Origin of the sequence: Proteus sp. NMG38-2 (assembly GCF_020640995.1) — a bacterium.
Classification (GTDB): domain Bacteria; phylum Pseudomonadota; class Gammaproteobacteria; order Enterobacterales; family Enterobacteriaceae; genus Proteus.
The window spans coordinates 3,779,187-3,803,292 of the sequence record NZ_CP085481.1 but is presented as its reverse complement, the minus strand read 5'-3'; the positions used below and the strand labels follow the sequence as shown (position 1 = coordinate 3,803,292).

Annotated in this window: 19 protein-coding genes and 2 tRNA genes; 18 read left to right on the top strand and 3 right to left on the bottom strand. The window is 38.5% G+C overall.

All coding sequences use genetic code 11. From position 1 onward, the window contains the following. The first annotated feature begins 9 nt into the window (after nucleotides 1-9). The 8 genes from radA (at nucleotide 10) to LG402_RS17905 (ending at nucleotide 10,588) form a co-directional block, all read left to right on the top strand. Nucleotides 10-1,401 carry a DNA repair protein RadA gene (radA, locus tag LG402_RS17940; protein ID WP_166540084.1) on the top strand — a complete coding sequence of 464 codons (1,392 nt, stop codon included), beginning with the start codon at nucleotides 10-12 and terminating at the stop codon, nucleotides 1,399-1,401. An 11-nt stretch (nucleotides 1,402-1,412) separates the two neighbouring features. Further along, nucleotides 1,413-2,657, top strand: a complete 1,245-nt coding sequence (gene nadR, locus LG402_RS17935) for a multifunctional transcriptional regulator/nicotinamide-nucleotide adenylyltransferase/ribosylnicotinamide kinase NadR (RefSeq protein ID WP_227336072.1) — start codon at nucleotides 1,413-1,415, stop codon at nucleotides 2,655-2,657. Nucleotides 2,658-3,001: 344 nt separating this feature from the next. Next, nucleotides 3,002-4,141 (top strand): ElyC/SanA/YdcF family protein, encoded by a 1,140-nt coding sequence (locus LG402_RS17930; RefSeq protein WP_227336071.1) that lies wholly within the window; start codon nucleotides 3,002-3,004, stop codon nucleotides 4,139-4,141. 219 nt (nucleotides 4,142-4,360) lie between these two features. Then, nucleotides 4,361-5,890 carry an alpha/beta hydrolase-fold protein gene (locus tag LG402_RS17925; protein WP_227336070.1) on the top strand — a complete coding sequence of 510 codons (1,530 nt, stop codon included), beginning with the start codon at nucleotides 4,361-4,363 and terminating at the stop codon, nucleotides 5,888-5,890. Nucleotides 5,891-6,092: 202 nt separating this feature from the next. Further along, nucleotides 6,093-7,532, top strand: coding sequence for an alkaline phosphatase (phoA, locus tag LG402_RS17920; RefSeq protein ID WP_210813481.1), 1,440 nt, complete (start codon nucleotides 6,093-6,095; stop codon nucleotides 7,530-7,532). Nucleotides 7,533-7,950: 418 nt separating this feature from the next. Further along, a complete protein-coding gene (locus tag LG402_RS17915; RefSeq protein ID WP_166540082.1) occupies nucleotides 7,951-9,582 on the top strand; it encodes a Na/Pi cotransporter family protein in 1,632 nt (543 codons plus the stop codon). A 2-nt stretch (nucleotides 9,583-9,584) separates the two neighbouring features. After that, nucleotides 9,585-10,133, top strand: coding sequence for a GNAT family N-acetyltransferase (locus LG402_RS17910; protein WP_227336069.1), 549 nt, complete (start codon nucleotides 9,585-9,587; stop codon nucleotides 10,131-10,133). 191 nt (nucleotides 10,134-10,324) lie between these two features. After that, nucleotides 10,325-10,588, top strand: a complete 264-nt coding sequence (locus LG402_RS17905; protein ID WP_109410052.1) for a DUF1435 family protein — start codon at nucleotides 10,325-10,327, stop codon at nucleotides 10,586-10,588. Between the two features lie 64 nt (nucleotides 10,589-10,652). Here LG402_RS17905 and LG402_RS17900 read toward each other — a convergent pair. From LG402_RS17900 to rsmC, 3 genes are all read right to left on the bottom strand, one after another. Beyond that, nucleotides 10,653-10,739: transfer RNA gene (locus tag LG402_RS17900), tRNA-Leu, on the bottom strand. Nucleotides 10,740-10,777: 38 nt separating this feature from the next. Continuing rightward, nucleotides 10,778-10,864 (bottom strand) — tRNA-Leu (locus tag LG402_RS17895). 169 nt (nucleotides 10,865-11,033) lie between these two features. Further along, nucleotides 11,034-12,050 (bottom strand): 16S rRNA (guanine(1207)-N(2))-methyltransferase RsmC, encoded by a 1,017-nt coding sequence (rsmC, locus tag LG402_RS17890; RefSeq protein WP_072069010.1) that lies wholly within the window; start codon nucleotides 12,048-12,050, stop codon nucleotides 11,034-11,036. Nucleotides 12,051-12,179: 129 nt separating this feature from the next. On the opposite strand from rsmC, the gene LG402_RS17885 reads away from it, so the two are divergent. From LG402_RS17885 to deoB, 10 genes are all read left to right on the top strand, one after another. After that, a complete protein-coding gene (locus LG402_RS17885) occupies nucleotides 12,180-12,590 on the top strand; it encodes a DNA polymerase III subunit psi (RefSeq protein WP_072069009.1) in 411 nt (136 codons plus the stop codon). Then, a complete protein-coding gene (gene rimI / locus LG402_RS17880) occupies nucleotides 12,559-13,005 on the top strand; it encodes a ribosomal protein S18-alanine N-acetyltransferase (protein ID WP_151436106.1) in 447 nt (148 codons plus the stop codon). The genes LG402_RS17885 and rimI overlap by 32 nt, the downstream gene beginning before the upstream one ends. A 667-nt stretch (nucleotides 13,006-13,672) precedes the next feature. Continuing rightward, on the top strand, nucleotides 13,673-15,262 hold the full coding sequence (gene prfC / locus LG402_RS17875; RefSeq protein ID WP_072069007.1) for a peptide chain release factor 3: 1,590 nt from the start codon (nucleotides 13,673-13,675) through the stop codon (nucleotides 15,260-15,262). An 870-nt stretch (nucleotides 15,263-16,132) separates the two neighbouring features. After that, on the top strand, nucleotides 16,133-16,477 hold the full coding sequence (locus LG402_RS17870) for a BON domain-containing protein (protein WP_227336068.1): 345 nt from the start codon (nucleotides 16,133-16,135) through the stop codon (nucleotides 16,475-16,477). A gap of 98 nt (nucleotides 16,478-16,575) precedes the next feature. Beyond that, nucleotides 16,576-17,631, top strand: a complete 1,056-nt coding sequence (locus LG402_RS17865) for a patatin family protein (RefSeq protein WP_109410048.1) — start codon at nucleotides 16,576-16,578, stop codon at nucleotides 17,629-17,631. Between the two features lie 2 nt (nucleotides 17,632-17,633). Further along, nucleotides 17,634-18,416, top strand: a complete 783-nt coding sequence (locus LG402_RS17860; protein ID WP_227336067.1) for a TatD family hydrolase — start codon at nucleotides 17,634-17,636, stop codon at nucleotides 18,414-18,416. Nucleotides 18,417-18,763: 347 nt separating this feature from the next. Then, on the top strand, nucleotides 18,764-20,065 hold the full coding sequence (locus tag LG402_RS17855) for a NupC/NupG family nucleoside CNT transporter (protein ID WP_109410046.1): 1,302 nt from the start codon (nucleotides 18,764-18,766) through the stop codon (nucleotides 20,063-20,065). 520 nt (nucleotides 20,066-20,585) lie between these two features. Further along, complete coding sequence (deoC, locus tag LG402_RS17850) at nucleotides 20,586-21,365, top strand: deoxyribose-phosphate aldolase (protein WP_072069002.1); 780 nt, start codon at nucleotides 20,586-20,588, stop codon at nucleotides 21,363-21,365. 67 nt (nucleotides 21,366-21,432) lie between these two features. Then, nucleotides 21,433-22,755: a thymidine phosphorylase gene (deoA, locus tag LG402_RS17845; RefSeq protein ID WP_006536108.1), complete on the top strand. Its 1,323-nt coding sequence runs from the start codon at nucleotides 21,433-21,435 to the stop codon at nucleotides 22,753-22,755. 66 nt (nucleotides 22,756-22,821) lie between these two features. Further along, entirely contained in the window at nucleotides 22,822-24,048 is a 1,227-nt protein-coding gene (gene deoB, locus LG402_RS17840; RefSeq protein WP_166540078.1) for a phosphopentomutase, read from the top strand. Nucleotides 24,049-24,106 lie beyond the last annotated feature (58 nt).

Sequence of the window (24,106 nt, the reverse complement as noted above, 5' to 3'; positions counted from 1 at the left end):
GAGAGAAGTGTGGCAAAAGCAGCAAAAAGAGCCTTTGTATGTAATGAATGTGGTGCAGATTATCCTCGCTGGCAAGGGCAATGCTCGGCTTGCCATGCGTGGAATACAATTACAGAAATTCGTCTTGCTGCCACCTCTTCCTCCCGTAATGAACGCTTTAGTGGCTTTGCGGGGGATGCTAAAGGTGTTAGTCGTGTTCAAAAGTTATCGGAAATTAGCCTTGAAGCATTACCCCGATTCTCCACAGGATTTAAAGAGTTTGACCGAGTATTAGGTGGTGGCGTTGTTCCCGGAAGTGCCATTTTAATCGGGGGAAGTCCCGGCGCAGGTAAGAGTACTTTATTACTACAGACTATGTGCCGTTTAGCTACTGAAATGAAAACGCTGTATGTCACGGGTGAAGAGTCGCTACAACAAGTCGCTATGCGCGCTCATCGATTAGGTTTACCGACAGCAGAACTGAATATGTTGTCAGAAACCAGCATTGAGCAAATCTGTTTAATTGCTTCACAAGAAAAGCCTAAATTGATGGTGATTGACTCTATTCAAGTGATGCATATGGCGGATATTCAATCTTCACCGGGCAGTGTTGCTCAAGTACGTGAAACGGCCGCTTATCTGACTCGTTTTGCTAAAACCAATGATGTTGCCATTATTATGGTAGGTCATGTAACAAAAGATGGCACCTTAGCTGGGCCGAAAGTGCTAGAACACTGTATTGACTGCTCTGTTATGCTTGATGGCGAAACAGACTCTCGTTTTCGTACCTTACGTAGCCATAAAAATCGTTTTGGTGCCGTTAATGAATTAGGTGTCTTTGCAATGACAGAGCAAGGATTGCGAGAAGTGAGTAATCCTTCTGCTATCTTTTTAAGTCGAGGAGATGAGATCACATCAGGCAGTTCTGTGATGGTGGTATGGGAAGGAACAAGGCCTTTATTGGTTGAGATCCAAGCATTAGTTGATCACTCGATGCTATCAAATCCACGCCGTGTGGCTGTGGGGTTAGAGCAAAATCGCCTTGCTATTCTACTTGCAGTTTTACACCGCCATGGCGGATTACAAATGTCTGATCAGGACGTTTTTGTCAATGTGGTAGGAGGGGTTAAAGTCACAGAAACCAGTGCTGATTTAGCCTTGTTATTATCATTAGTATCGAGTTTTCGTAATCGTCCTTTACCACGTGATTTAGTGATATTTGGTGAAGTCGGCCTTGCGGGAGAAATTCGACCTGTACCGAGTGGGCAAGAGCGTATTGCAGAAGCAGCAAAACATGGTTTTAAACGAGCCATTGTACCGAGTGCAAATATGCCAAAGAAAAATCCACCGGATATGAAAGTGTATGGTGTGAAAAAACTGTCAGATGCATTATCTGTTCTTGATGATTTAGAAGACTTCTAAAGGAGCTAATTATGGGACCTTTTGATTATATCAAACAGGCTATCAGAAAAAATGGATACACCTTACAACACGTTGCTGATGAAAGTGATATGACAAAAGGCTATCTTAGCCAATTGATTAATAATAAAATCAAGAGCCCCAGTGCGCAAAAAATGTCGGCATTACACCAATTCTTGGGGTTAGAATATCCAGTCAAAAAGAAAACAATTGGTGTTATTTTTGGTAAATTTTATCCTCTTCACACAGGGCATATCTATTTAATTCAACGTGCTTGTAGCCAAGTTGATGAACTACATGTGATCCTCTGTCATGACGAACCTCGCGATAAGAACCTATTTATCAATAGTGCGATGTCACAGCAACCAACTGTCAGTGATAGATTACGCTGGTTATTGCAAACTTTTAAATATCAAAAAAATATTCGTATTCATGAATTTGATGAGCATGGTATTGAGCCACAACCTCATGGTTGGGAAATGTGGAGTGAAGGGATCAAAACCTTTTTGCGTGAAAAACAAATTTCACCTGATTTTATCTATACCAGTGAACGTGATGATGCGGATCAATATAATGCTTTCTTGGGTATTGAAACGATATTGATTGATCCAGAACGCTCATTTATGAATATCAGTGGTAGTCAAATTCGCCAAGCACCTTTTAAATATTGGGAATATATTCCAACAGAAGTTAAACCCTTCTTTGTGCGCACCGTGGCTATTTTAGGCGGTGAATCTAGCGGTAAATCAACATTGGTCAATAAGCTTGCCAATATCTTCAATACAACCAGTGCATGGGAGTATGGTCGCGATTATGTTTTCTCTCATTTAGGTGGAGACGAGATGGCATTACAATATTCGGACTACGATAAAATTGCATTGGGACATGCTCAATATATTGATTTTGCTGTTAAATATGCCAATAAAGTGGCTTTTATTGATACGGATTTTGTCACTACTCAGGCATTTTGTTTACGTTATGAAGGTAAAGAACACCCTTTCGTACAAGCACTTATTGATGAGTACCGTTTTGATTTAGTGATTGTTTTAGAAAATAACACGCCATGGGTAGCGGATGGTTTACGCAGTTTAGGCAGTGATAAAGATCGTCGACTCTTCCAAACTTTACTGATGGAAATGCTAGATAAAAACAATATTGAGTATATCAAAGTTAACTCACCTGATTATGATGAGCGCTTCTTAAGTTGCGTTGAATTAGTCAGAGAATTATTGATGATGCAATCAAAGCATATTGAGTAAATACATAAATATAATCACAGATCTCAAAACTCAACACTTTCCTCTCAGAGTAATTCCCTTTTATTTATTATTCTTTGCCACTGATGCACTACAGAACAAAATCACTTACCAAAAGATAAAAATATATAAAAAAATCTGTCAAATAAGCTATCTACGTAATAATGCTATTTTTTTCAATAAGGTGAAAAAGGTTACTGAAAATTAATGTAGGGATCTCTATTATAGATAACAGGTATAGATTTATCGGTGTGTATTTCTTTTGCCATTAGGTGTGAGGAGTCACACTCTCTATCTTCATTCGTTCAAGTGAAGAAGCAGACTATTTTTCGTAAAAGGACAAGATAATGGCGCAACCTTCCCGTGTTTCACTTCATATCAAGAAAACAGTCATTTCGTTAGCGATTGCCGCTTTAGGTTTTACCGTCTCATCAACTGCATTGGCTTATCAAAAAGTTCATCAACCAGATAATAGCTATCAGCAGTATGTCTCACAGCGCCAAACGGTTGATAGTTTGATCCAAGATGCGTTAGATGCCTTTAAATCTCCGGCACGAGTGTCAGATGCAGGATTTACGGGAAAATTGCCATCAAATATGGAAATAGTGGCACAAAAACTGCAACAAGCTTATAAATTAGAACCTTACCGTCTCGATTTATTATTTAGCACCGCGAGTGCTTATATCTATAACAATGATGTTCCTCGCGCGATTACTATTTATAAACAGATTTTAGAAGCAGCACCTGATGATATTGACGCGCTAATTTATGTCACTTCATGGACTCGTTTTGAAGGAAAAGATAAAGAGAGCGAAGCATATTTCAATAAATTGAAATCATTAAATCCAGCTAAAGCTGAAGAGATTAGTCGCTTTTTTGCAGAGATTGATCGCGTAAGTAAAATGCCTTTAAGTGATAAATTGACACCGGCAGATTTGGCAAAACTAAATAAAACCAAAGATAACAACGCGATTGTGACATTGGGTTATGCTTTAAATCCCGATGGCACAATGAATAAGATTTTAATTGAACGTTTAAATAAAACTTTAGAAGTGGCTAAACAATTACCTGAAGCTATGATTGTCGTTACGGGAGGCGTGCCAAAAGCACATCAAACGGAAGGTAAATTAATGGCGGATTGGTTGGTGAAAAACGGTATTGCACCAGAGCGTATTTTCCAAGAAAACTATGCCCGTACAACCGTCGAAAATGCATTATTTAGCCGTTATGCTTTAACCAAACATCGTATTAAAACAGCCGTTATTATTAGCTCTGGTAGTCATGTTCGTCGTGCCGATGCGATTTTCACGCTTGCAAGCTGGCAAAGTGGCCCAAGTGACATTACTTATTTAACCGTTGTTGCACCAGATAAGCCATTAGCTGAATTACAAAAGGCAAGTAAATCAGATATACAAGGCATTTATCGTGATGGCTTAAAAGCATTAGGGCTATGGAGTTTCCGTAGCTATCCACTAGAAGAGCGTTAATGGGAGCGTTTTAACGTTAATTAGTTTAGAAAGGAAATCTCCTCAATAACCAAAATGATTGGGGAGGTTTTTATTATTTTTTACTGAGGCACTAAATTTATTATAAATTTGTACACGCTTAATTTTTATTGAATTGATAACAATTATCATTACTATTGTTTCTCACAATAGTTAATAATGAGAAATAAAGTGAGAATTCCTCTGATGATATGCGCATTGATGGCCTCTTTTCCCAGCTTTGCAAGTTGCTTAGCAGTAACTGAAAATAAAGAAATGACAGGTCAGTTTGATAACAACAATACGTTGTGTTTTACCGCTCATTTAGAAAGCCAACGTTATGTTGAATTAAACGTAAAAGGGATACAAAACTTACGGTTAGAGACACAAAACGGCACTCATATTCGTAGTTTGTTAAAGGATATTCCCGCTGATGGACAACAGAAAGTACGCTTTCTATTACCTGAAACGGCAAATTATCAATTAGTTGCACAAGGTGAAGCTAAAAAGCAGTGGCAATTCATGCTAACAACACAACCTTATCAACCGTTAGATAAAAATGCCGATATTGCACCAACTAGCCCTCGTTTACAAACGCTCGCTAAACAACTTGATCAAAAAAATATTCAGGCATTTTGGCAACAAATACGTCGAGAAGGGGCTCCTCTGATTGAGCCTTATGATCATGATAAAAAGCGAGTCACCTTTCTATGGCAAGGTGCCAAAAAGAATGTTTATTTATTGGGATCACCTGATGGCAATCATGATCCATTAACGAATTTAGCGAATAGTGATATTTGGTATCGCAGTTATATCGTGCCTAACGACACATTAATGCAATATAAATTAGCGCCTGATGTACCTGTTATTGAAAATTCAGAGCCTTTTGAACAACGTCGCGCGATTTTAACCACGGCACAAGCCGATCCGTTTAATTCCCAAAATTCACCAAGTCAATCTGAGGATATCTATAATCACTTTTCTTTATTGTCGTTAGACAGTAAGCGTGAATGCCAATTGCCCGATATTCTTGATAGAACAATGAAAGGCAAGACGGAGATTGTTCGTTTTCACAGTGAGATCTTAAATAATGATCGTGAAATCGCACTTTATCAGCCAGCCCAAAAAATGGAAATACCGCGGATCCTCGTATTATTTGATGGTCAAACTTATCGTCGCCAATATGGTATTGATAAGTTTTTTGATAAACAGATCGAGGAAGGAAAATTGGCACCGATGATGATCCTATTTGTTGATAGTATTGATAGTGATCGCCGTAGTGTTGAATTACCACCAAATCCTGATTTTTATCGTTTCTTGGCTGATGAATTATTTGTTTGGCTAGAAAAAGAGAAAGGTATTCACATATCAGGAGAAGAAACGATTGTATCAGGCTCAAGTTATGGTGGATTAGCGTCTTCATGGGTCGCATTTAATCGCCCTGATCGCTTTGGTAAAGTGCTGAGTATGTCTGGCTCTTATTGGTGGGCGCCTGAAAATGAAGAGCCTGAATGGCTTATTCGACAATTTGAGCAAGCAGATAAAAAACCATTACAGTTTTTCTTAGAAGCAGGGCTATTTGAAAGTCGTGGTGATAAAGGAGGAATTTTAAATAATAATCGCCACTTGAAACAGGTTTTAGAACAAAAAGGCTATCCTGTTCAATCACTCGAAATGGCCAGTGGGCATGATTATATTTCTTGGTGTGAAACACTGTATTTGGGTGCAAAAGCATTAACACAAGAAAATTAATATTTTTAAATCCGATCTCAATACAAAAGAAGCTTATACATGAGAATACATTGTATAAGCTTCTTTTTTGTCACCAACTTGTCATAAAGCTGTCATCAAAATCGCTTTTACTCTTCATTTCTTTGTCATTTAACTGCCGTAAGCTTTTTCTGACTTAAAACATTAACCCTGTTTTTTTACTTTAGAGTGCAAGGAAAAAGCTATGTCTCATCGTTACCAACGTTCTATTTTATCCGTTATTGTAACAACGCTATTGGCTGGTGCGAGTTTCTCTTCTTTTGCAGCTCCCGTTGCTGCTGATGCAATTTTGGCTCAAGATCGCGCAGCAAAAGGTAATATCACGGAATTTGGTGGTGCTCGCCGTATGACTCAAGATCAAACTGAGGCATTAAAAGCAGCTTTAAATAATAACCAAGCGAAAAATGTGATCCTCTTTATTGGTGATGGCATGGGGGATTCTGAAATCACTGTTGCACGTAACTACGCTGAAGGTGCGGGCGGGTTTTTTAAAGGCATTGATGCGTTACCGATGACGGGTCAATACACACACTATTCATTAGATAGAAAAACACAAAAACCTAACTATGTAACAGATTCGGCAGCCTCAGCAACAGCATGGGCTTCTGGTGTGAAAACTTATAATGGTGCATTAGGGATTGATGTATTTGGTAAGGATCACCAAACCATTTTGGAATTAGCAAAAGCCAATGGAAAGGCAACAGGGAACGTGACTACATCTGAAATTCAAGATGCGACACCTGCCGCACTATTTTCTCATGTCACTGGACGTAAATGTTATGGTCCCGTTGAAACCTTAGAAAAATGCTCAACTAATGCATTAGAAAATGGCGGCAAAGGTTCTATCTCTGAGCAATTATTAGTGACTCGTGCAGACGTTACATTGGGGGGCGGTGCAAAAAGTTTCGCTCAAACCGCCGCTGTGGGGGAATACAAAGGTAAAACGTTAGAGCAACAAGCTATTGAGCGTGGTTATCAAATCGTCAAAGATGCAAAATCGTTAGACGCAATTACTTTGGCAAATCAGGATAAACCGGTATTAGGTTTATTCCATGAAGGTAATATGGCTGTTGCGTGGGAAGGTCCTAAAGCGGTTTATCATGGCAATATCAATAATCCACCATTAGAGTGCAAACCTAACTCTAAACTCGATCCTAATGCGCCAACATTGGCACAAATGACTAAAAAAGCGATCGATTTACTGAAAACTAATGAAAACGGTTTCTTCTTACAAGTTGAAAGTGCCTCTATTGATAAGCAAGATCATAATGCTAATCCTTGTGGACAAATAGGTGAAACTGTTGCGTTAGATGAAGCTGTACAGATCGGTTTAGATTTTGCTAAACAAAACGGTGATACGTTGATTATTGTCACCGCTGACCATGCGCATTCAAGCCAGATTATTGAAGCGGATGTGAAATCAAGTGGCTTAACACAAGCGCTTATCACTAAAGATGGCGCAGTTATGGTGGTGAATTACGGTAACTCGGAAGAAGAATCTCAAGAGCATACTGGTGCGCAATTGCGTGTGGCTGCTTATGGTCCGCATGCGGCTAATGTGGTTGGATTAACTGACCAAACAGACTTATTCTTCACAATGCGTGATGCAATGGGTCTGAAATAAATTTAAATTAATACTGTAGTCTGTATGAACTTGTAGTCGAATTGCCTTACTAAATTGTTGTATTTTTGCGCGACTCAGAGAGATACCCTCTAGTCGCGTTTTTTTATTAAAAATAAATATAAGAAAATAAAATGATAATAAATCAATAGGTTATTTATAGTCTGATTTTGAAAATTACACATTCTCTGTTATAATCAACAGAATTTACAAATAAATCTATGTAATATTCTCAACTTCTCCATTGATTATTGCACTTAAGTTGCAATATCTTTTTATCTAATAACACTCTACGTTATTTAGGTATTACCAATAAAAATCTTTTCTCAGATGTATTATCTGCTCATGGTCTTTCTCTTTTTATGAGATTGAAGGAGAACAGAGTCAAACAAACAACGATAAAAATAAGGTTATTATTTCTATGCTGACACTGCTTCATTTACTCTCATCAGTCGCGCTTCTTGTCTGGGGAACACATATTGTTCGTACAGGGATCATGCGTGTCTTTGGCTCTGATTTGCGCCGCATTTTAGGTAAAAGTATTAATAAAAAATCCAACGCTTTCCTTGCGGGGGTTGGGGTAACGGCATTAGTCCAGAGCAGTAATGCAACGGCACTTTTGGTTATCTCTTTTGTGACGCAAGGACTTATTTCGATTACACCTGCACTTGTTATTATGTTAGGTGCGGATGTAGGTACGGCACTTATGGCACGAGTGCTGACGTTTGATCTCTCTTGGTTATCTCCACTTCTTATTCTTATTGGGGTCATTACTTTTTTAAGTCGTAAAAAAGAGCGAGTTGGGCAACTTGGGCGTGTAGGGATTGGTCTTGGTTTAATTATTCTCGCTTTGCAACTTATCGTGACATCCGCAGAGCCAATTACTCATGCGAGTGCGGTACAAGCTATCTTTACATCATTAAGTGGGGACACTGTTTTAGCTCTCTTAGTGGGCGCTTTGTTTGCCATGGTGAGTTATTCAAGCCTTGCTGCAGTGTTATTAACTGCGACATTAAGTGCAACAGGGTTAATGCCTTTGTATATCAGCTTATGCATTGTGATTGGTTCTAATATTGGTAGTGGTTTACTGGCATTAATGAGTAGCCGAGGACAAAATGTTGTTTCTCGCCAAGTTGTATTAGGAAGTCTATTTTTTAAATTGATTGGTGCATTTCTGGTTTTACCTTGGATAACCTTAATTGCGAATAAAATTCAGCAATACGGTTTTTCTCCAGCAGAAGTCGTTATCTATTTTCATGTTATCTATAATCTTGCACGCTGTGTATTGATGATCCCTTTTGTCGGCATAATGGCAAAATTATGTCAGAGACTTATTCCGGAATTACCAGTCGCAGGATCTGAAGTTGCGCCTCGTTATTTGGATCAATCTGCTATTGATACACCATCTTTAGCTATCGCTAATGCGGTTAGAGAATCACTACGATTAGGTGATGTTGTAGAACAAATGTTGCAACGTTTTATTGCATTAATGGAAGGTGATCGTCAGCAGAAAAGGGAAATTAGTCAGTTAGAAGAAGAGGTTGAATTGCTTCATAGCAGTATTAAATTGTACATGGCGCAAATTCAACAGCATGATCTGGGCACTGAAGATTCTCGACGTTGGGCCGAAATTATTGATACAGCGATGAATTTACAACAATCATCCGCTATTATTGCGCGCATGTCAGTTGAAGTGGTGAGTAAAGGTTTAAATCATCACTTATTTTTATCGGAGGAAGGGCGTCGTGAATTACAGACACTCCTTGAGCGTCTGCAAAGTAATCTGAATCTGGCGATGTCGGTATTTGTTTCCGGCAACATGGAACATGCTCGTAAGTTACGTCGAGCAAAACATCGTTTCCGTTTACTCAACCAACGTTACTCGTTTGCACATGTAGAACGTCTTCATTTGCATAATATGCAAAGCATTGAAACTAGTTCTCTGCATACCAGTTTGCTTGGTGATATGAAACGGTTGAATTCCTTATTCTGTGCGGTGGCTTACCACGCACTAGAACGAAGTGAATCATCATCAGAACAGGTTAATCTTTAATAATGAAAAATGTTATTCGTCAATTAACACGAAATGAAATTCCACAAGTTTGGGAAATCGATAGAACTGAGCTTATTGAAAAACTATATGTATTAAAAGAAGGAAAGTTGCTTTTATCAGAGCAACGCTTTGATATGAAAGGTTGGCCAGAAGGTGAAACGGAACATTACACCCCTGTTTTACTTGAAAGCTTTGATCGAGGAGCGCCTTTTTGGGGCGTTTTTGAGCGTGATCGATTGGTCGCAGCGGCAAGTGTTGATCCGAAAAAGCGCGGTAAAAATGGTAGTCTACTTCAACTCTCTTTTTTACATGTTAGCCACCAGCAACGTGGGCAAGGTTTAGCACGAATACTCTTTGACTATTGTGTGAAATATGCGAAGGAAAACGGTGCGGATGGATTATATATCTCATCAACACCGTCTGAAAATAGTGTGAATTTTTATCAGCATCTTGGGTGCTGCTTAATTGATATTCCTGATCCTGAACTTTATGAAAGAGAGCCAGAAGATATTCATTTGGCCTTTTATTTTATAAAGTCAAATAACGCATAATTTCGTTTATTAATAACATGATAAAATCAAACGCCTTTTCGTGAGAATGAGAAGGCGTTTTTTATATTGTAGAAAACGATTTAACCCTTTAAAAATTAAGGATATAGAGAGTTTTTTTTCTTTATATAAGTTGATTTAGTACCGGTGTTATATATAATAATGAAAATCATTATCATTAATGGTGAGTTATTATGGCTAAATCAACACGTTTATCTCCAGTCACTTCTTGGACATCTCGTATCAGTTTATGGGAAATGTTAGCTGTTTCTTCTTTACTTACCGTCATTATGCACTCTATTGCTGGAACATCTGCATTTACGTTAGTTTTAGTTGTTTCAATGCTGCTATCAACATTGATGTTATTCCATAAGAAATTGCAGATGTGGGTGATGATCCCTGCTGGAGTTGTGTTGACTTATAGCTTAATGACACTGTTAGCCACATATTATGGATAATGAATAGAAAGCAATAAAGGATTATTAACTGGGGGTTAACAAAGGAAAAGAAAGGTTAATTGAGTGGTGCGAAGAGGGGGACTTGAACCCCCACGTCCGTAAGAACACTAACACCTGAAGCTAGCGCGTCTACCAATTCCGCCATCCTCGCAGTCTTACTCAATTATTTAGCTCTACAAAAAGTGTGTTTGGTGCGAAAAGGGGGACTTGAACCCCCACGTCCGTAAGGACACTAACACCTGAAGCTAGCGCGTCTACCAATTCCGCCACCCTCGCAATCTAAACATTATCTTTGTAGATAGGAGGCGAATTTTAGGCCTTTTATTTTTGGCGTCAATTATTTTTTATCATTAAATTATCTTAGTGATGAAAAATAAAACACCTTGAATTATCACTTAAAATCAGCCCAAAAATAAAGCCCTGTTTTAGATAACAGGGCCTGTGATTAATCTTTCTTGGTGGCTTGGTAAACTTTAAATTTACCTGTTGATGCAAGCACTTCATGAGAGCCAAATACATGATCCAGAATGTCTGGATAAGGGATAAATGAATTCGCTACAATGCGTAATTTCCCCCCTTTTTTTAGGTAATTAGGTGCAAGGCGAATAATATCTTCAGCAGCTGTATAGCTTGTACCTAAACCATCATGGAAAGGCGGATTTGAGATTATCCAATCATAAGTTTCCTCAACGGCAGAATAGACATTACTCGCAATCACTCGGCCTTCTAATTCATTCACATTTAATGTCGCAATACTGGAAGAAATTGCAGCTGCATTTACATCACACAAAGTGAGTTTCAGCATTGGGTTTTTCTTGCCTAATACTGTAGCAAGAACACCACAACCACATGCCATATCTAGTAAATCACCAACCATTGCATCATCAAAAGTTGAAAGTAATAAACGGCTACCTTCATCTAATGCATTTTGGCTAAAGACACCCGGTAATGCCATTACGGTTAAATCGTTATGGCGATAAGTTTGCCACCAGTTATTACGGTCAAACAGTGTTTGATATGTTTGTGTACCAAAAAATAAGCTACAACGGCGTGCTGAATCTATTTTTTTAAGTTTAGCGATACCGTTCATTAATTCGGTTGCACTTTTAACACCGCTACGGTTTTCACCGACGATAAAGATTTCAGTACCCACTTGTAAGTTAGAGCAAAGGCTACGCAGTTGGAAAGTGGCTTCGTTTTTATTTTTAGGCCAAAAATAGATCAAGGTATTGCAATATTTTACAAAGGATTGATCTGCAACTAAACCGAAGAGTGCATTATCACCCATTGATTTTAGTAATGGTAACCATTGGTGATATTGGTTTGTATATGCTCTGACACTTTTCGCCTGGATCTGTGCTGCAAAAGTATCTTGAAGATCACCTGCAATAAGTACATGCCTGTCTGCGAAATGATCTAGGTGACGAAGAATAACTTCGCTAGCAGGGGACAGTGAGGACATTATGATTATTACTCCTTAAAAAACATAAGACGCATGATATCAGATATAAAGAAACCGACGCTATTTATTGGCGTAGTTTATGCCCTCTGATACTATGTACCGTTGTTCTACACTTGATAGGTAAGCATAATGAGCCGTAAAGACAGAATGTTATCCCAACTAGGAATTCGTCAGTGGGTACTTCGTAAGCCCGCAGTGTTAAAAGGCGAGCATTCTGTTCAATTTCCGGATACAACACGTTTACTTATCATTACTGATGATACCGTTGATCTAAATAACGGGCTTTTCTCTGATATTTTTAGCGCCATGGGGATAGATAAAAACGAAATCTATTGTATTACAACAGACGATGTGAGCATGCTCACAGAATCATTTGATCTTCCCTGCTGGTTATTAGGCACTGATCTCATTCTTCCCTCTGAATATACTTCTTTGAGAAGCCCTTCATTGCATCAATTATATTTTGATGCCGATGCAAAACGCGATCTTTGGAAACAAATCTATCAATATGAAGACCATTTCACCCTTAAACCCTGCTGATTTACCTTTAGCATGGCAAATAGAAAAATTAAGTCATTCATTCCCTTGGAGTGAAGAAACATTTTATAGTAACCAAGGAAGTCATTATTTTAATCTGAAAATTTGCATTGATAATATTATTGTAGGTTTTGCAATTACGCAATTAATATTAGATGAGGCAACACTTTTTAATATTGCAATCCATCCTGATTATCAGGGGAAAGGTTACGGTAAGGCACTTTTATTGGAACTGATTGAAACACTTGAGAAAAAAAATATCACTACCTTGTGGTTAGAGGTACGAGAATCTAATGAAAAAGCGTTCAATCTCTATGAATCTATAGGATTTAATTTTGTTTCAAAACGCAAAAACTATTACCCAACAAAAACGGGAAATGAAGATGCGATTATCATGGCTTATCCTATTTCTTTCTAATTAAATCTTTATTTAAGTTAAATTTAAAGCGCCTTTTTTTGGGCGTTTTTTTATTTTATACGGAGTGATTGAATTTTATTTTTTATTGATTTCATTTAAAATTTATCTTTATTTTTACTTAATGGAAATTTATCAAGTTAATTTCACTTTTGTCATGCTTTCATTGTGAGGTTAATGTGATTATAACGGTGTTAAAATAGTGAACGATATATAAAATAAGTAAATCGAGTATTTGGTTTTGTTTTAAATAAAGTGATTAGTCTCTAAATATACAGAATTAAAATTAAAATAAATGTACATTTATTTTAAATATTATATTCAATCCCGCTTTTAACCTAAAATAAATAGGCTAATTCTTGGCTTTATTAGTAGCTCATAAAGCCAGTTTATAGAATTCTTAGTAAAATAGTTGTCTTGGGAGTATCAATGAAACAACGTTGCTCTATAAAGCAATAGATATGATTAATTTTTTCAAACACTAGGCATCACTCCCTCAAGCAGATAAAATAGTAACCATTGATTGTTTATACAGACAAGATAGGCGAAAATAAGCGCCAATTAAGATTAACTTGCGGGTTGAATGTCTTTATAGTCACTTTAATTATTAGTTATATAAATATATCAGTGCCTTACATTCACTCGCCTATCAACCAGAAGATCACCATTGATGTCTAATCCTATTTTTCAGCAAGAAGTTGCTCGTCGTAGAACTTTTGCCATTATTTCCCACCCCGATGCGGGTAAAACAACTATCACTGAAAAAGTGTTGTTATTCGGACAAGCGATTCAACGTGCAGGAACCGTAAAAGGACGTGGTTCAAATCAGCATGCAAAATCTGACTGGATGGAAATGGAAAAACAACGTGGTATTTCTATTACAACCTCAGTTATGCAATTCCCTTATGCTGATTGTCTAGTTAACTTACTCGATACCCCAGGGCATGAAGACTTCTCTGAAGATACCTATCGTACTTTAACGGCTGTTGACTGCTGTTTAATGGTGATTGACTCTTCTAAAGGGGTTGAAGATCGTACACGTAAGTTAATGGAAGTAACACGTTTACGTGACACTCCAATTCTGACTTTTATGAATAAACTCGACCGTGATATTCGTGACCCAATGGAAGTCATGGACGAAGTTGAAACTGAGCTAAAAATTGCTTGCAGTCCTGTTACTTGGCCTATCGGTTGTGGAAAACTTTTTAAAGGGGTTTATCACATTCTGAAAGATGAAACTTATCTTTATCAAACAGGCCAAGGCCACACTATCCAAGATTCTCGTGTCATCAAAGGATTAGATAACCCAGAGCTTGATGAAGCGATAGGTGATGATTTAGCAAGCCAATTACGTGACGAGTTAGAGCTAGTATTAGGCGCATCTCATGAATTTGATCATGAAGCCTTTTTAGCAGGTGAATTAACACCTGTGTTCTTTGGTACAGCATTAGGTAACTTTGGTGTTAACCACATGCTTGATGGCCTTGTAAAATGGGCGCCAGCACCAATGCCTCGCCAAACAGATATGCGCCAAGTTACAGCTAATGAAGAAACGTTCACTGGCTTTGTTTTTAAAATCCAAGCAAATATGGACCCTAAGCACCGCGACCGTGTCGCATTTTTACGTGTTGTATCCGGTATGTATGATAAAGGTATGAAATTACATCAAGTCCGAATCAAAAAAGATGTGGTGATTTCAGATGCATTAACCTTTATGGCAGGCGATCGTTCTCACGTTGAACATGCTTACCCTGGCGATATTATTGGTCTTCATAACCATGGTACCATTCAGATTGGTGATACTTTTACGCAAGGTGAAATTCTGAAATTCACGGGTATTCCTAACTTTGCGCCAGAGTTATTCCGCCGTATTCGTTTACGTGATCCGTTAAAACAGAAACAGTTACTTAAAGGATTGGTACAGTTATCAGAAGAAGGTGCGGTACAAGTCTTTAGACCATTGGCTAATAACGATTTAATCGTTGGTGCGGTCGGTGTACTTCAGTTTGATGTGGTTGTTGCAAGACTTAAGAGTGAATATAACGTTGAAGCGATTTATGAATCTGTTAACGTTTCAACGGCACGCTGGGTTGAGTGTGATAACGAGAAGAAACTCGAAGAATTTAAACGTAAAAATGAACAAAACTTGGCACTAGATGGTGGTGATAACTTAACGTATATCGCACCAACGATGGTGAACTTGAATTTAACGCGTGAACGTTATCCTGATGTTGAGTTTCATCAGACTCGTGAACACTAATACTCGTCTTACTCGTCATACTTCAAGGTGTAGCGTTGTTGACTACGTTCATTCGCATTAGTCACATACTTGTGTATGTTCCTAGCGACTCATTTACTCGTCATACTTCAAGCTGCAACGTTGTTGACTACGTTCATTCGCACTAGTCACATACTTGTGTATGTTCCTAGCGACTCATTTACTTGTCGCCTAGTTGCAACTTGAATTATTTAGAGTAATGGTATTGGCATACTTACAGTTGTAACTTGAATTATTTAGAGTAATGGTATTGGCATACTTACAGTTGTAACTTGAATTATTTAGAGTAATGGTATTGGCATACTTACAGTTGTAACTTGAATTATTTAGAGTAATGGTATTGGCATACTTACAGTTGTAACTCGAATTATTTAGAGTAATGGTATTGGCATACTTACAGTTGTAACTTGAATTATTTAGAGTAATGGTATTGTCATACTTACAGTTGCAACTCGAATTATTTAGAGTATGTAATCTAATGAAAAGGCTATATTTTTTAATATAGCCTTTTTTGTTTCTTCGTTTTTCTTTGTTAAATCTACTCTGCATATCCCTAATATCCTACCAAAAAGCCCTTCTATATTTGGAATTACTCTTTTTTATTTCTGTTAACATGATATCTGTTTTTACACTTATTTATAAATTTATGTAAAATTTTTTATAGTTTTATTGGTTATTATTAGAATAAAATTATTAGGATTAGTCTTTATTTGCTATTTTTTGCTTTATTTAATACTAATAGCTTATTAGTGTAATAACTTAATTTGTTAATTTTTTGTAGTACTTCATAAAAATAAAGATATTAAAACACACACATTTCCTAACTCAGTTATTGTGATTAAGGGGAGAGCAATGAAACAATATAAAACGTTTAAATTAGCATTATTTATGTCCATGGGGCTTGCTTTTGTCAGTATGGGAGCATCAGCTGAAACATCATGGTATAGCGAAATTAATAGTGGAACGAATAACACAGGTTACGCTATCAGCGATACCGCGATTTCTACAAAAATTAAAGACACATTATTGCCGATCGAAAGCATTGATAGTGAATCGCTTTCTATTCGTACAGAATTTGGTCATGTATTTGTGACAGGCTTTGTTAAGAATAAAGAGCAAGAAGCGCAAATTATGCAAATTATTGAAAAAGTAGAAGGTGTAAAAAGTGTTGATTCTTCAGTAAATATTCGATCTTAAATTAAGATACGTTGTTTTTTATTTGTATGAATACGTAAAAATAATGACGCCGAAAAAATGTGCGGGTATCCTTTGTTAAGTTGTATAAAGGAGACATTATGGGGAAGTATATACCTGTCACATTAAATAATATTACAGCACTCGAATTTCAATCATCTCTACCACAAGGTAAAGTCGCTTTAGTCTGTGAAGGTGGAGGTCAACGTGGGATCTTTACCGCCGGTGTTCTTGATGAATTTATGCGTTCACAATTTGATCCCTTCGATATTTTGCTTGGGGTGTCTGCGGGCGCACAAAATTTATCCGCTTTTGCCTGTGGTCAGCGTGGCTATGCGCGTAAAATTATTAATCGTTATACAACTAATAACCAATTTTTTAATCCTATCCGATTTGTCCGTGGCGGTAATTTATTAGATTTAGATTGGTATATAGAAACGACAGCAAAAGAAATGCCTCTTGATATGCCAACAGCATTACGGCGTTTTGATACTGGCCGTGAATTTTATATGGTAGCCAGTCGTTCTGATAATTTCCAAGCAAATTATTTTCAACCAGATGAGCCAACTTGGCTTGATATCATCAAAGCATCTAGTGCAATTCCTGCTTTTTATCGTAATGGTGTTTTATTCCATGATGTTGTCTATCATGATGGCGGAATAAGTGATGCTATTCCTGTCAGGGAAGCTTATCGGCGGGGTTGTCGTACTATTGTTGTTGTGCGTACGGTGCCTTCTGAATATCAATATACCACTGAGTGGGTCGATCGTATGGGTAAATGGTTCGAAAATAGCCGTTTACAACGTTTTATGGCGATGGCTCAAGTTCATATTGAAACCTATACCGAAACACTTAAATTTATTCAATCGCCTCCAGAAGATGTTGTGGTTATCGAAATCTATCCACCAACGACGTTACAATCAAGTGCATTAGGTAGTCGTTTAAATGCATTAAATCATGATTATCATGTAGGTAGGCGTTGTGGACGCTATTTTTTAGCGACAATAGGTCAGCATTTTTCTAAGAAAAAATTCAAACAGCATGATAAAAAAATCTTTAGCCTATTTGAGCAAGAAGCAAAGGCGGATAAAGCGGAGGATGCTTCTATTATTCAACAAGGAACAAGAAGCGTGCATCCTGATGTAAGGCAGGTTTAAGAATGAATAAATTTATTGATACTCACTGTCATTTTGATTTTCCTGTTTTTTATAATGATATTGAGAATAGCTTATCTTTAGCGCATCAAGCGCAAGTTAAAAAAATTATTATTCCTGCAGTTGCTCGTTGGAATTTTGATGTGGTGACTGAGTTATCAAATGAATATCCTCAATTATATAGCGCATTAGGATTACATCCTTTATATATTGAAGAGCATAAAGAGCAGCATCTCATTGAATTAGAACAGAAACTAAAAATAGATCCTCGTTGTGTTGCTATCGGAGAAATAGGGCTTGATGACTATATGGATAACCCGCAACCAGAAAAGCAGGAACGCTTTTTAATTGCACAACTTAAATTAGCAGCTAAGTTTGATTTACCCGTGATTTTACACTCACGTAAAACTCACGATAAGTTAAGTGCGCTGTTACGTCGTTATGATGTTCCGCGTAAAGGGGTTGTACACGGTTTTGCAGGAAGCCAGCAACAAGCTGAAAAATTTATTCAGCAAGGTTATTTTATTGGTGTTGGTGGTACGATTACTTATGAACGAGCACAAAAGACACGCCGAGCAATTGCTTCATTGCCACTCGAATCGCTATTACTAGAAACAGATGCTCCTGATATGCCAGTGAGTGGTTTCCAAGGTGAGCCTAATCGGCCTGAGCGTATTCAATATGTTTTTTCCCAACTCTGTGAGCTACGTCAAGAACCCTCTGAGGTAATTGCACAGCAACTCTATCTTAATAGCCTACAATTATTTCGGTTAACAGATAATGCCTAGTTGTTGAATTGATTCATTCTACGATTAAAAATTCATTTTAATTTAATCTTATTTATATGAATAAGGTGTTTATTTAACTTTATTGTCTAAGATTGAATACAAGGATTGTTAATCATATGATGTTTTCCCTTTATTCAACCTATTCAATAAATGCGTTTCCCTCTCTTTTTATGTGATCTGCTTCTCATTTGTGACCTTTTTGTTACTTTTTTCAGATTCTATTTGTGATGGATGTTGAGGGTTCTTTTCTTAGACTAGGTATAATTATCCGGCAAAAAGAGTCAATAAGCTCTGACTAGAGCGTTATTGATAATCCATTAAATTTTTATATGAACAGGGATCCTTCAATGCAACTCATTATGAGCTTGGTCGGAATGGCAACATTAATTTTGATAGCCATTCTGTTTTCCAGCAATCGACGTGCAATTAGACTACGTACAGTTGGTGGCGCATTCCTTATTCAGATTGGCTTAGGTGCATTTGTTCTTTATTCCGACGGTGGTCGCGAGGTACTTCTTGCGGTTTCTGATGGCGTCAAGAATGTAATTGATTACGGCAATAACGGGATGAGCTTCCTATTTGCAGGCCTAGTATCAGATAAAATGTTCGAGTTGTTTGGTGGTGGCGGTTTCGTATTCGCCCTACGCGTACTGCCTGTTATCGTGTTCTTCTCTTCACTCATTGCAGTGCTGTATTACCTTGGCATTATGCAAATTGTCATTAAAATTCTCGGTGGTGGCTTACAAAAAGTACTTGGCACATCACGAACAGAATCTATGTCTGCCACTGCAAATATTTTCGTTGGACAAACAGAAGCCCCACTTGTTGTTCGCCCTTATATTGCAAGAATGACAACCTCTGAACTCTTTGCTGTTATGTGTGGTGGTTTAGCTTCTGTTGCGGGTTCAGTGCTTGCTGGGTATGCCAGCATGGGTGTGCCATTAGAGTATTTGATCACCGCATCCTTTATGGCGGCGCCAGGTGGTTTACTCTTTGCTAAATTGTTGATCCCTGAAACAGAAACGCCAGACGATCAAAAAGACGCGCTTGATAAAATGGCAGATGACGAAAAACCAGCCAATATTATCGATGCCGCAGCTGCGGGCGCATCTTCTGGTCTACAGCTTGCCCTAAACGTAGGTGCCATGTTGCTTGCTTTCGTCGCCTTGATTGCATTAGTCAATGGTATTCTTGGTGGCATTGGTGGCTGGTTTGGCTATGAGAATTTCTCATTAGAACTGGTGCTAGGTTGGGTATTTGCACCAATTGCCTTCTTGATTGGTGTACCTTGGAGTGAGGCAACCATTGCCGGCTCATTTATTGGACAAAAAATTGTTATCAATGAGTTCTATGCTTACTCTGAATTTAGTAAATACCTAAAAGAGGATGCATTAGTTGCAGGTTCTGGATTAGTAGTATTATCTGCTCAAACGAAGGTTATTATCTCCTTTGCATTATGTGGTTTTGCTAACCTATCTTCTGTTGCTGTACTGCTAGGTGGTTTAGGTGGAATGGCGCCAAACCGTCGTAAAGATGTGGCTCGTTTAGGAATGAAAGCTGTGCTAGCTGGTACACTCTCTAACTTAATGAGTGCAACAATTGCAGGATTCTTCTTTGCATTAACGGCAATGGCAGTTGTTGCCGCTTAATTGATTTAATTGTAAAGAGCAGATGGGTATTTTACCTATCTGCTCTTTTATGTTTGTTTTCTGTTGTAATGTTAACTACTTTTATTGTGTGAGATATTTCGCAGATTGTATTGAATATGGTCACAAAGGTTGTCATTTAATGTGTATTACACTTTTCTTGCGTTATAAAGACGACTTAAAAACGGTATTCAAGTAACATTAAACCAGAAAATGACCTGATTGTGATATCAATCACATTTTTATGTCATTGCTTGCAAGTTACATTTGATTAGTGTGACGTAAAGCACATCTAATTGTTCCTTAGCGTGTTCAAATAAGATGTGCTGAAACTTCATGGAATGGCGAAGGCTCAATGACGGGTCGCCGAAGTGAGCATAGCGCGGTGAGAGGGAGCTCAGCTGTCGTTGTAGCACTAGTTACAACAACATCTTCAAGGAACCAAGTCCGCTCGCCAACAAATTTAATCGCTAACCTTAAGCGTATGCCCAAAAGGGCTTAAGAAACATCGTTGGAGAGTTTTATGACAGATTTAACCGCTGCAGCGCGCCTTGCGCTGTCTTTGATGGATTTAACTACATTAAATGATGATGACACTGATGCAAAAGTGACTGCGTTATGTCATCAGGCTAAAAGCCCAGAAGGCAATACAGCCGCTATTTGTATCTACCCACGCTTTATTCCGTTAGCACGTAAAGTGTTACGCGAACAGGGTACACCAGAAGTCCGTATCGCAACCGTAACTAACTTCCCTCATGGTAATGATGATTTAGATATCGCATTAGCTGAAACCAATGCGGCATTAGCTTATGGCGCAGATGAGGTTGACGTAGTTTTCCCTTACCGTGCATTAATGGCAGGTAACGAGCAAATCGGTTTTGATATCGTTAAAGCATGTAAAGAAGCTTGCGCAGAAGCAGGTTCTTTATTGAAAGTCATCATTGAAACGGGTGAGCTGAAAGATCCTGCTCTTATCCGTAAAGCCTCTGAAATTTCAATCAAAGCGGGTGCTGACTTTATTAAAACTTCCACAGGTAAAGTACCTGTAAATGCAACACTGGAAAGCGCTGAGTTAATGATCCAAGTGATCCACGATATGGGTGTTGGCAAAGAAGTTGGTTTTAAACCTGCAGGTGGTGTTCGTACCGCTGAAGAAGCTGCTCAATATCTAGCATTAGCTAACCGCATTATGGGTGACAACTGGGTTGATGCCCGTCACTTCCGTTTTGGCGCATCAAGCTTGTTAGGTAATTTACTAGCCACTTTAGGTCATGGCGAGCAAAAATCGTCTAGTGGTTACTAATCCATTCGTGTAATACGCCCACGTTTTATTGTGGGCGTTATCAATGCTATAAAGCCAGGAGGTTGCAGTGTTTCTTGCCCAAGAGATTATTCGTAAAAAACGTGATGGTCATCCTTTAACAGAGGAAGAAATTCGTTTTTTCATTAACGGTGTCAGAGATAATACTGTTTCTGAAGGTCAAATTGCTGCATTAGCAATGACTATTTATTTCCACGATATGACGATGCCTGAGCGTGTTGCTCTGACATTAGCTATGCGTGATTCCGGTACAGTACTGAACTGGAAAAGCCTAAATTTAAACGGTCCAATTGTTGATAAACACTCAACAGGTGGTGTGGGTGATGTCACTTCACTGATGTTAGGGCCAATGGTTGCCGCGTGTGGCGGTTATGTTCCTATGATTTCAGGTCGTGGATTAGGTCATACAGGTGGAACATTAGATAAACTCGAAGCTATTCCAGGTTTCGATATCTTCCCTGATGATGAGAAATTCCGCGATATTATTCGTAACGTGGGTGTTGCTATTATCGGACAGACTAATTCATTAGCACCTGCTGATAAACGCTTTTATGCTACCCGTGATATTACTGCTACAGTTGATTCAATCCCTCTTATCACAGCCTCTATTCTAGGTAAAAAATTAGCCGAAGGCTTAGATGCATTAGTGATGGACGTTAAAGTGGGATCGGGTGCCTTTATGCCGACTTATCAGAAATCTGAAGAGCTGGCTGAGTCTATTGTTCAAGTAGCAAATGGCGCAGGCTGTCAAACTACAGCACTGTTAACGGATATGAATGAAGTTCTAGCTTCTAGCGCAGGTAATGCTGTCGAAGTTCGTGAAGCCGTTCAATTCTTAACTGGTGAATACCGTAATCCACGTCTATTTGAAGTTACTATGGCGCTGTGTGTTGAAATGTTAGTATCAGGCCGTTTAGCGGATGATCGTCAACAGGCTCGTCAAAAACTGCAAGATGTGTTGGATAACGGTAAAGCGGCAGAAGTCTTTGGTCGTATGGTTGCAGCACAGAAAGGCCCATCTGATTTTGTTGAAAACTACAATAAATACCTGCCAACTGCGGTATTAAGTAAACCTGTATTTGCTGAGAAAGCTGGGTTTATCACAGAAATGGATACGCGTGCATTAGGTATGTCTGTTGTGACATTAGGTGGTGGTCGTCGTAAAGCCACTGATGCAATTGATTATAGTGTGGGATTAAGCGACATCGTAGCGCTTGGTGCTGAAATCAATACAGACACTCCGTTAGCGATGATCCATGCTAACAGTGAAAAATCATGGCAAGAAGCTGCGGCTGAAGTCCGTAAAGCGATGGTAATTGGTGATAGCAAACGTGAAGCCTCACCAATGGTGTACCGTCAAATCAGCGAATAAGAACTCAATTACGATTTATAAGTGACATATCCGTGGTCTACGGAGAATGACACAGGAGAGAGAATTATGAAACGTGTACATATCATGGTATTAGATTCCTTCGGTATCGGTGCTGCTGGTGATGCAGAGAAATTCGGTGACCAAGGTTCAGATACTTTAGGGCATATCGCACAAGCGTTTGCTGACGGTAAAGCAGATAAAGAAGGTCGTAAAGGCCCACTTCATTTGCCAAATCTTTGCCGTTTAGGTTTAGGTAAAGCCGCTGAAGAATCAACAGGTAAATTCCCTATTGGTTTAGATAAAAACGCAGATATCATCGGTGCTTATGGCTACGCGAGTGAAATCTCTTCTGGCAAAGATACTCCGTCAGGCCACTGGGAAATTGCAGGTGTTCCTGTTCTGTTTGATTGGGGATACTTTAAAGAGTTGAAAAACTCATTCCCACAAGAACTGCTAGAAAATATCGTTAAACGTGCAAAATTACCTGGGTACTTAGGCAACTGTCACGCATCTGGTACAGTTATTTTGGATGAGCTTGGCGAAGAACACATGAAAACCGGCAAACCGATTTTCTATACTTCTGCTGACTCTGTATTCCAAATTGCATGTCATGAAGAAACTTACGGTTTAGACGAATTATATGAGCTGTGTGAAATTGCTCGTGATGAACTAAACAAAGGTGATTACAACATTGGTCGTGTTATTGCGCGTCCATTTATTGGTGATAAACCAGGTAACTTCGCCCGTACAGGTAATCGTCATGATTTAGCCGTAGAGCCACCAGCACCAACTATGTTGAAAAAACTGGTTGATGAAAAACAAGGTCATGTTGTTTCTATCGGTAAAATTGCTGATATCTACGCAAACGTAGGTATCACTAAAAAAGTGAAAGCAACAGGTATTGATGCACTGTTTGATGCAACACTTGAAGAAATGAAACTCGCGGGCGATAACACAATCGTTTTCACCAACTTTGTTGACTTCGACTCCTCTTACGGCCACCGTCGTGATGTTGTCGGTTATGGTGAAGCACTGGAATTATTCGACCGTCGCTTACCAGAACTAATGGAACTGGTAAAAGAAGATGACATTCTTATCTTAACAGCAGACCACGGTTGTGACCCAACTTGGCCAGGTTCTGATCATACTCGTGAGCACATTCCTGTTCTTGTTTATGGTCCAAAAGTTAAACCAGGTTCATTAGGTCATCGTGAAACCTTCGCTGATATCGGCCAAACTGTTGTTAAATACTTCGGTGTGTCTCCAGTCGATTACGGTAAAGCAATGTTTTAATTTAACTTCGGTAGGTATAGCAATATGCCTACTGAATGATATTTGAATAGTAAAAAGA

Coding starts and splice junctions, on each gene's coding strand:
- LG402_RS17905 (WP_109410052.1), top strand. CDS start 10,325: ATGGCTAAATCAACACGTTTATCTCCAGTCACTTCTTGGACATCTCGT.
- prfC (WP_072069007.1), top strand. CDS start 13,673: ATGTCTAATCCTATTTTTCAGCAAGAAGTTGCTCGTCGTAGAACTTTT.
- deoB (WP_166540078.1), top strand. CDS start 22,822: ATGAAACGTGTACATATCATGGTATTAGATTCCTTCGGTATCGGTGCT.
- LG402_RS17855 (WP_109410046.1), top strand. CDS start 18,764: ATGCAACTCATTATGAGCTTGGTCGGAATGGCAACATTAATTTTGATA.
- nadR (WP_227336072.1), top strand. CDS start 1,413: ATGGGACCTTTTGATTATATCAAACAGGCTATCAGAAAAAATGGATAC.
- LG402_RS17870 (WP_227336068.1), top strand. CDS start 16,133: ATGAAACAATATAAAACGTTTAAATTAGCATTATTTATGTCCATGGGG.
- rsmC (WP_072069010.1), bottom strand. CDS start 12,050: ATGTCCTCACTGTCCCCTGCTAGCGAAGTTATTCTTCGTCACCTAGAT.
- LG402_RS17860 (WP_227336067.1), top strand. CDS start 17,634: ATGAATAAATTTATTGATACTCACTGTCATTTTGATTTTCCTGTTTTT.
- rimI (WP_151436106.1), top strand. CDS start 12,559: ATGAAGACCATTTCACCCTTAAACCCTGCTGATTTACCTTTAGCATGG.
- deoC (WP_072069002.1), top strand. CDS start 20,586: ATGACAGATTTAACCGCTGCAGCGCGCCTTGCGCTGTCTTTGATGGAT.
- LG402_RS17885 (WP_072069009.1), top strand. CDS start 12,180: ATGAGCCGTAAAGACAGAATGTTATCCCAACTAGGAATTCGTCAGTGG.
- LG402_RS17925 (WP_227336070.1), top strand. CDS start 4,361: ATGGCCTCTTTTCCCAGCTTTGCAAGTTGCTTAGCAGTAACTGAAAAT.
- LG402_RS17865 (WP_109410048.1), top strand. CDS start 16,576: ATGGGGAAGTATATACCTGTCACATTAAATAATATTACAGCACTCGAA.
- phoA (WP_210813481.1), top strand. CDS start 6,093: ATGTCTCATCGTTACCAACGTTCTATTTTATCCGTTATTGTAACAACG.
- LG402_RS17910 (WP_227336069.1), top strand. CDS start 9,585: ATGAAAAATGTTATTCGTCAATTAACACGAAATGAAATTCCACAAGTT.
- LG402_RS17930 (WP_227336071.1), top strand. CDS start 3,002: ATGGCGCAACCTTCCCGTGTTTCACTTCATATCAAGAAAACAGTCATT.
- LG402_RS17915 (WP_166540082.1), top strand. CDS start 7,951: ATGCTGACACTGCTTCATTTACTCTCATCAGTCGCGCTTCTTGTCTGG.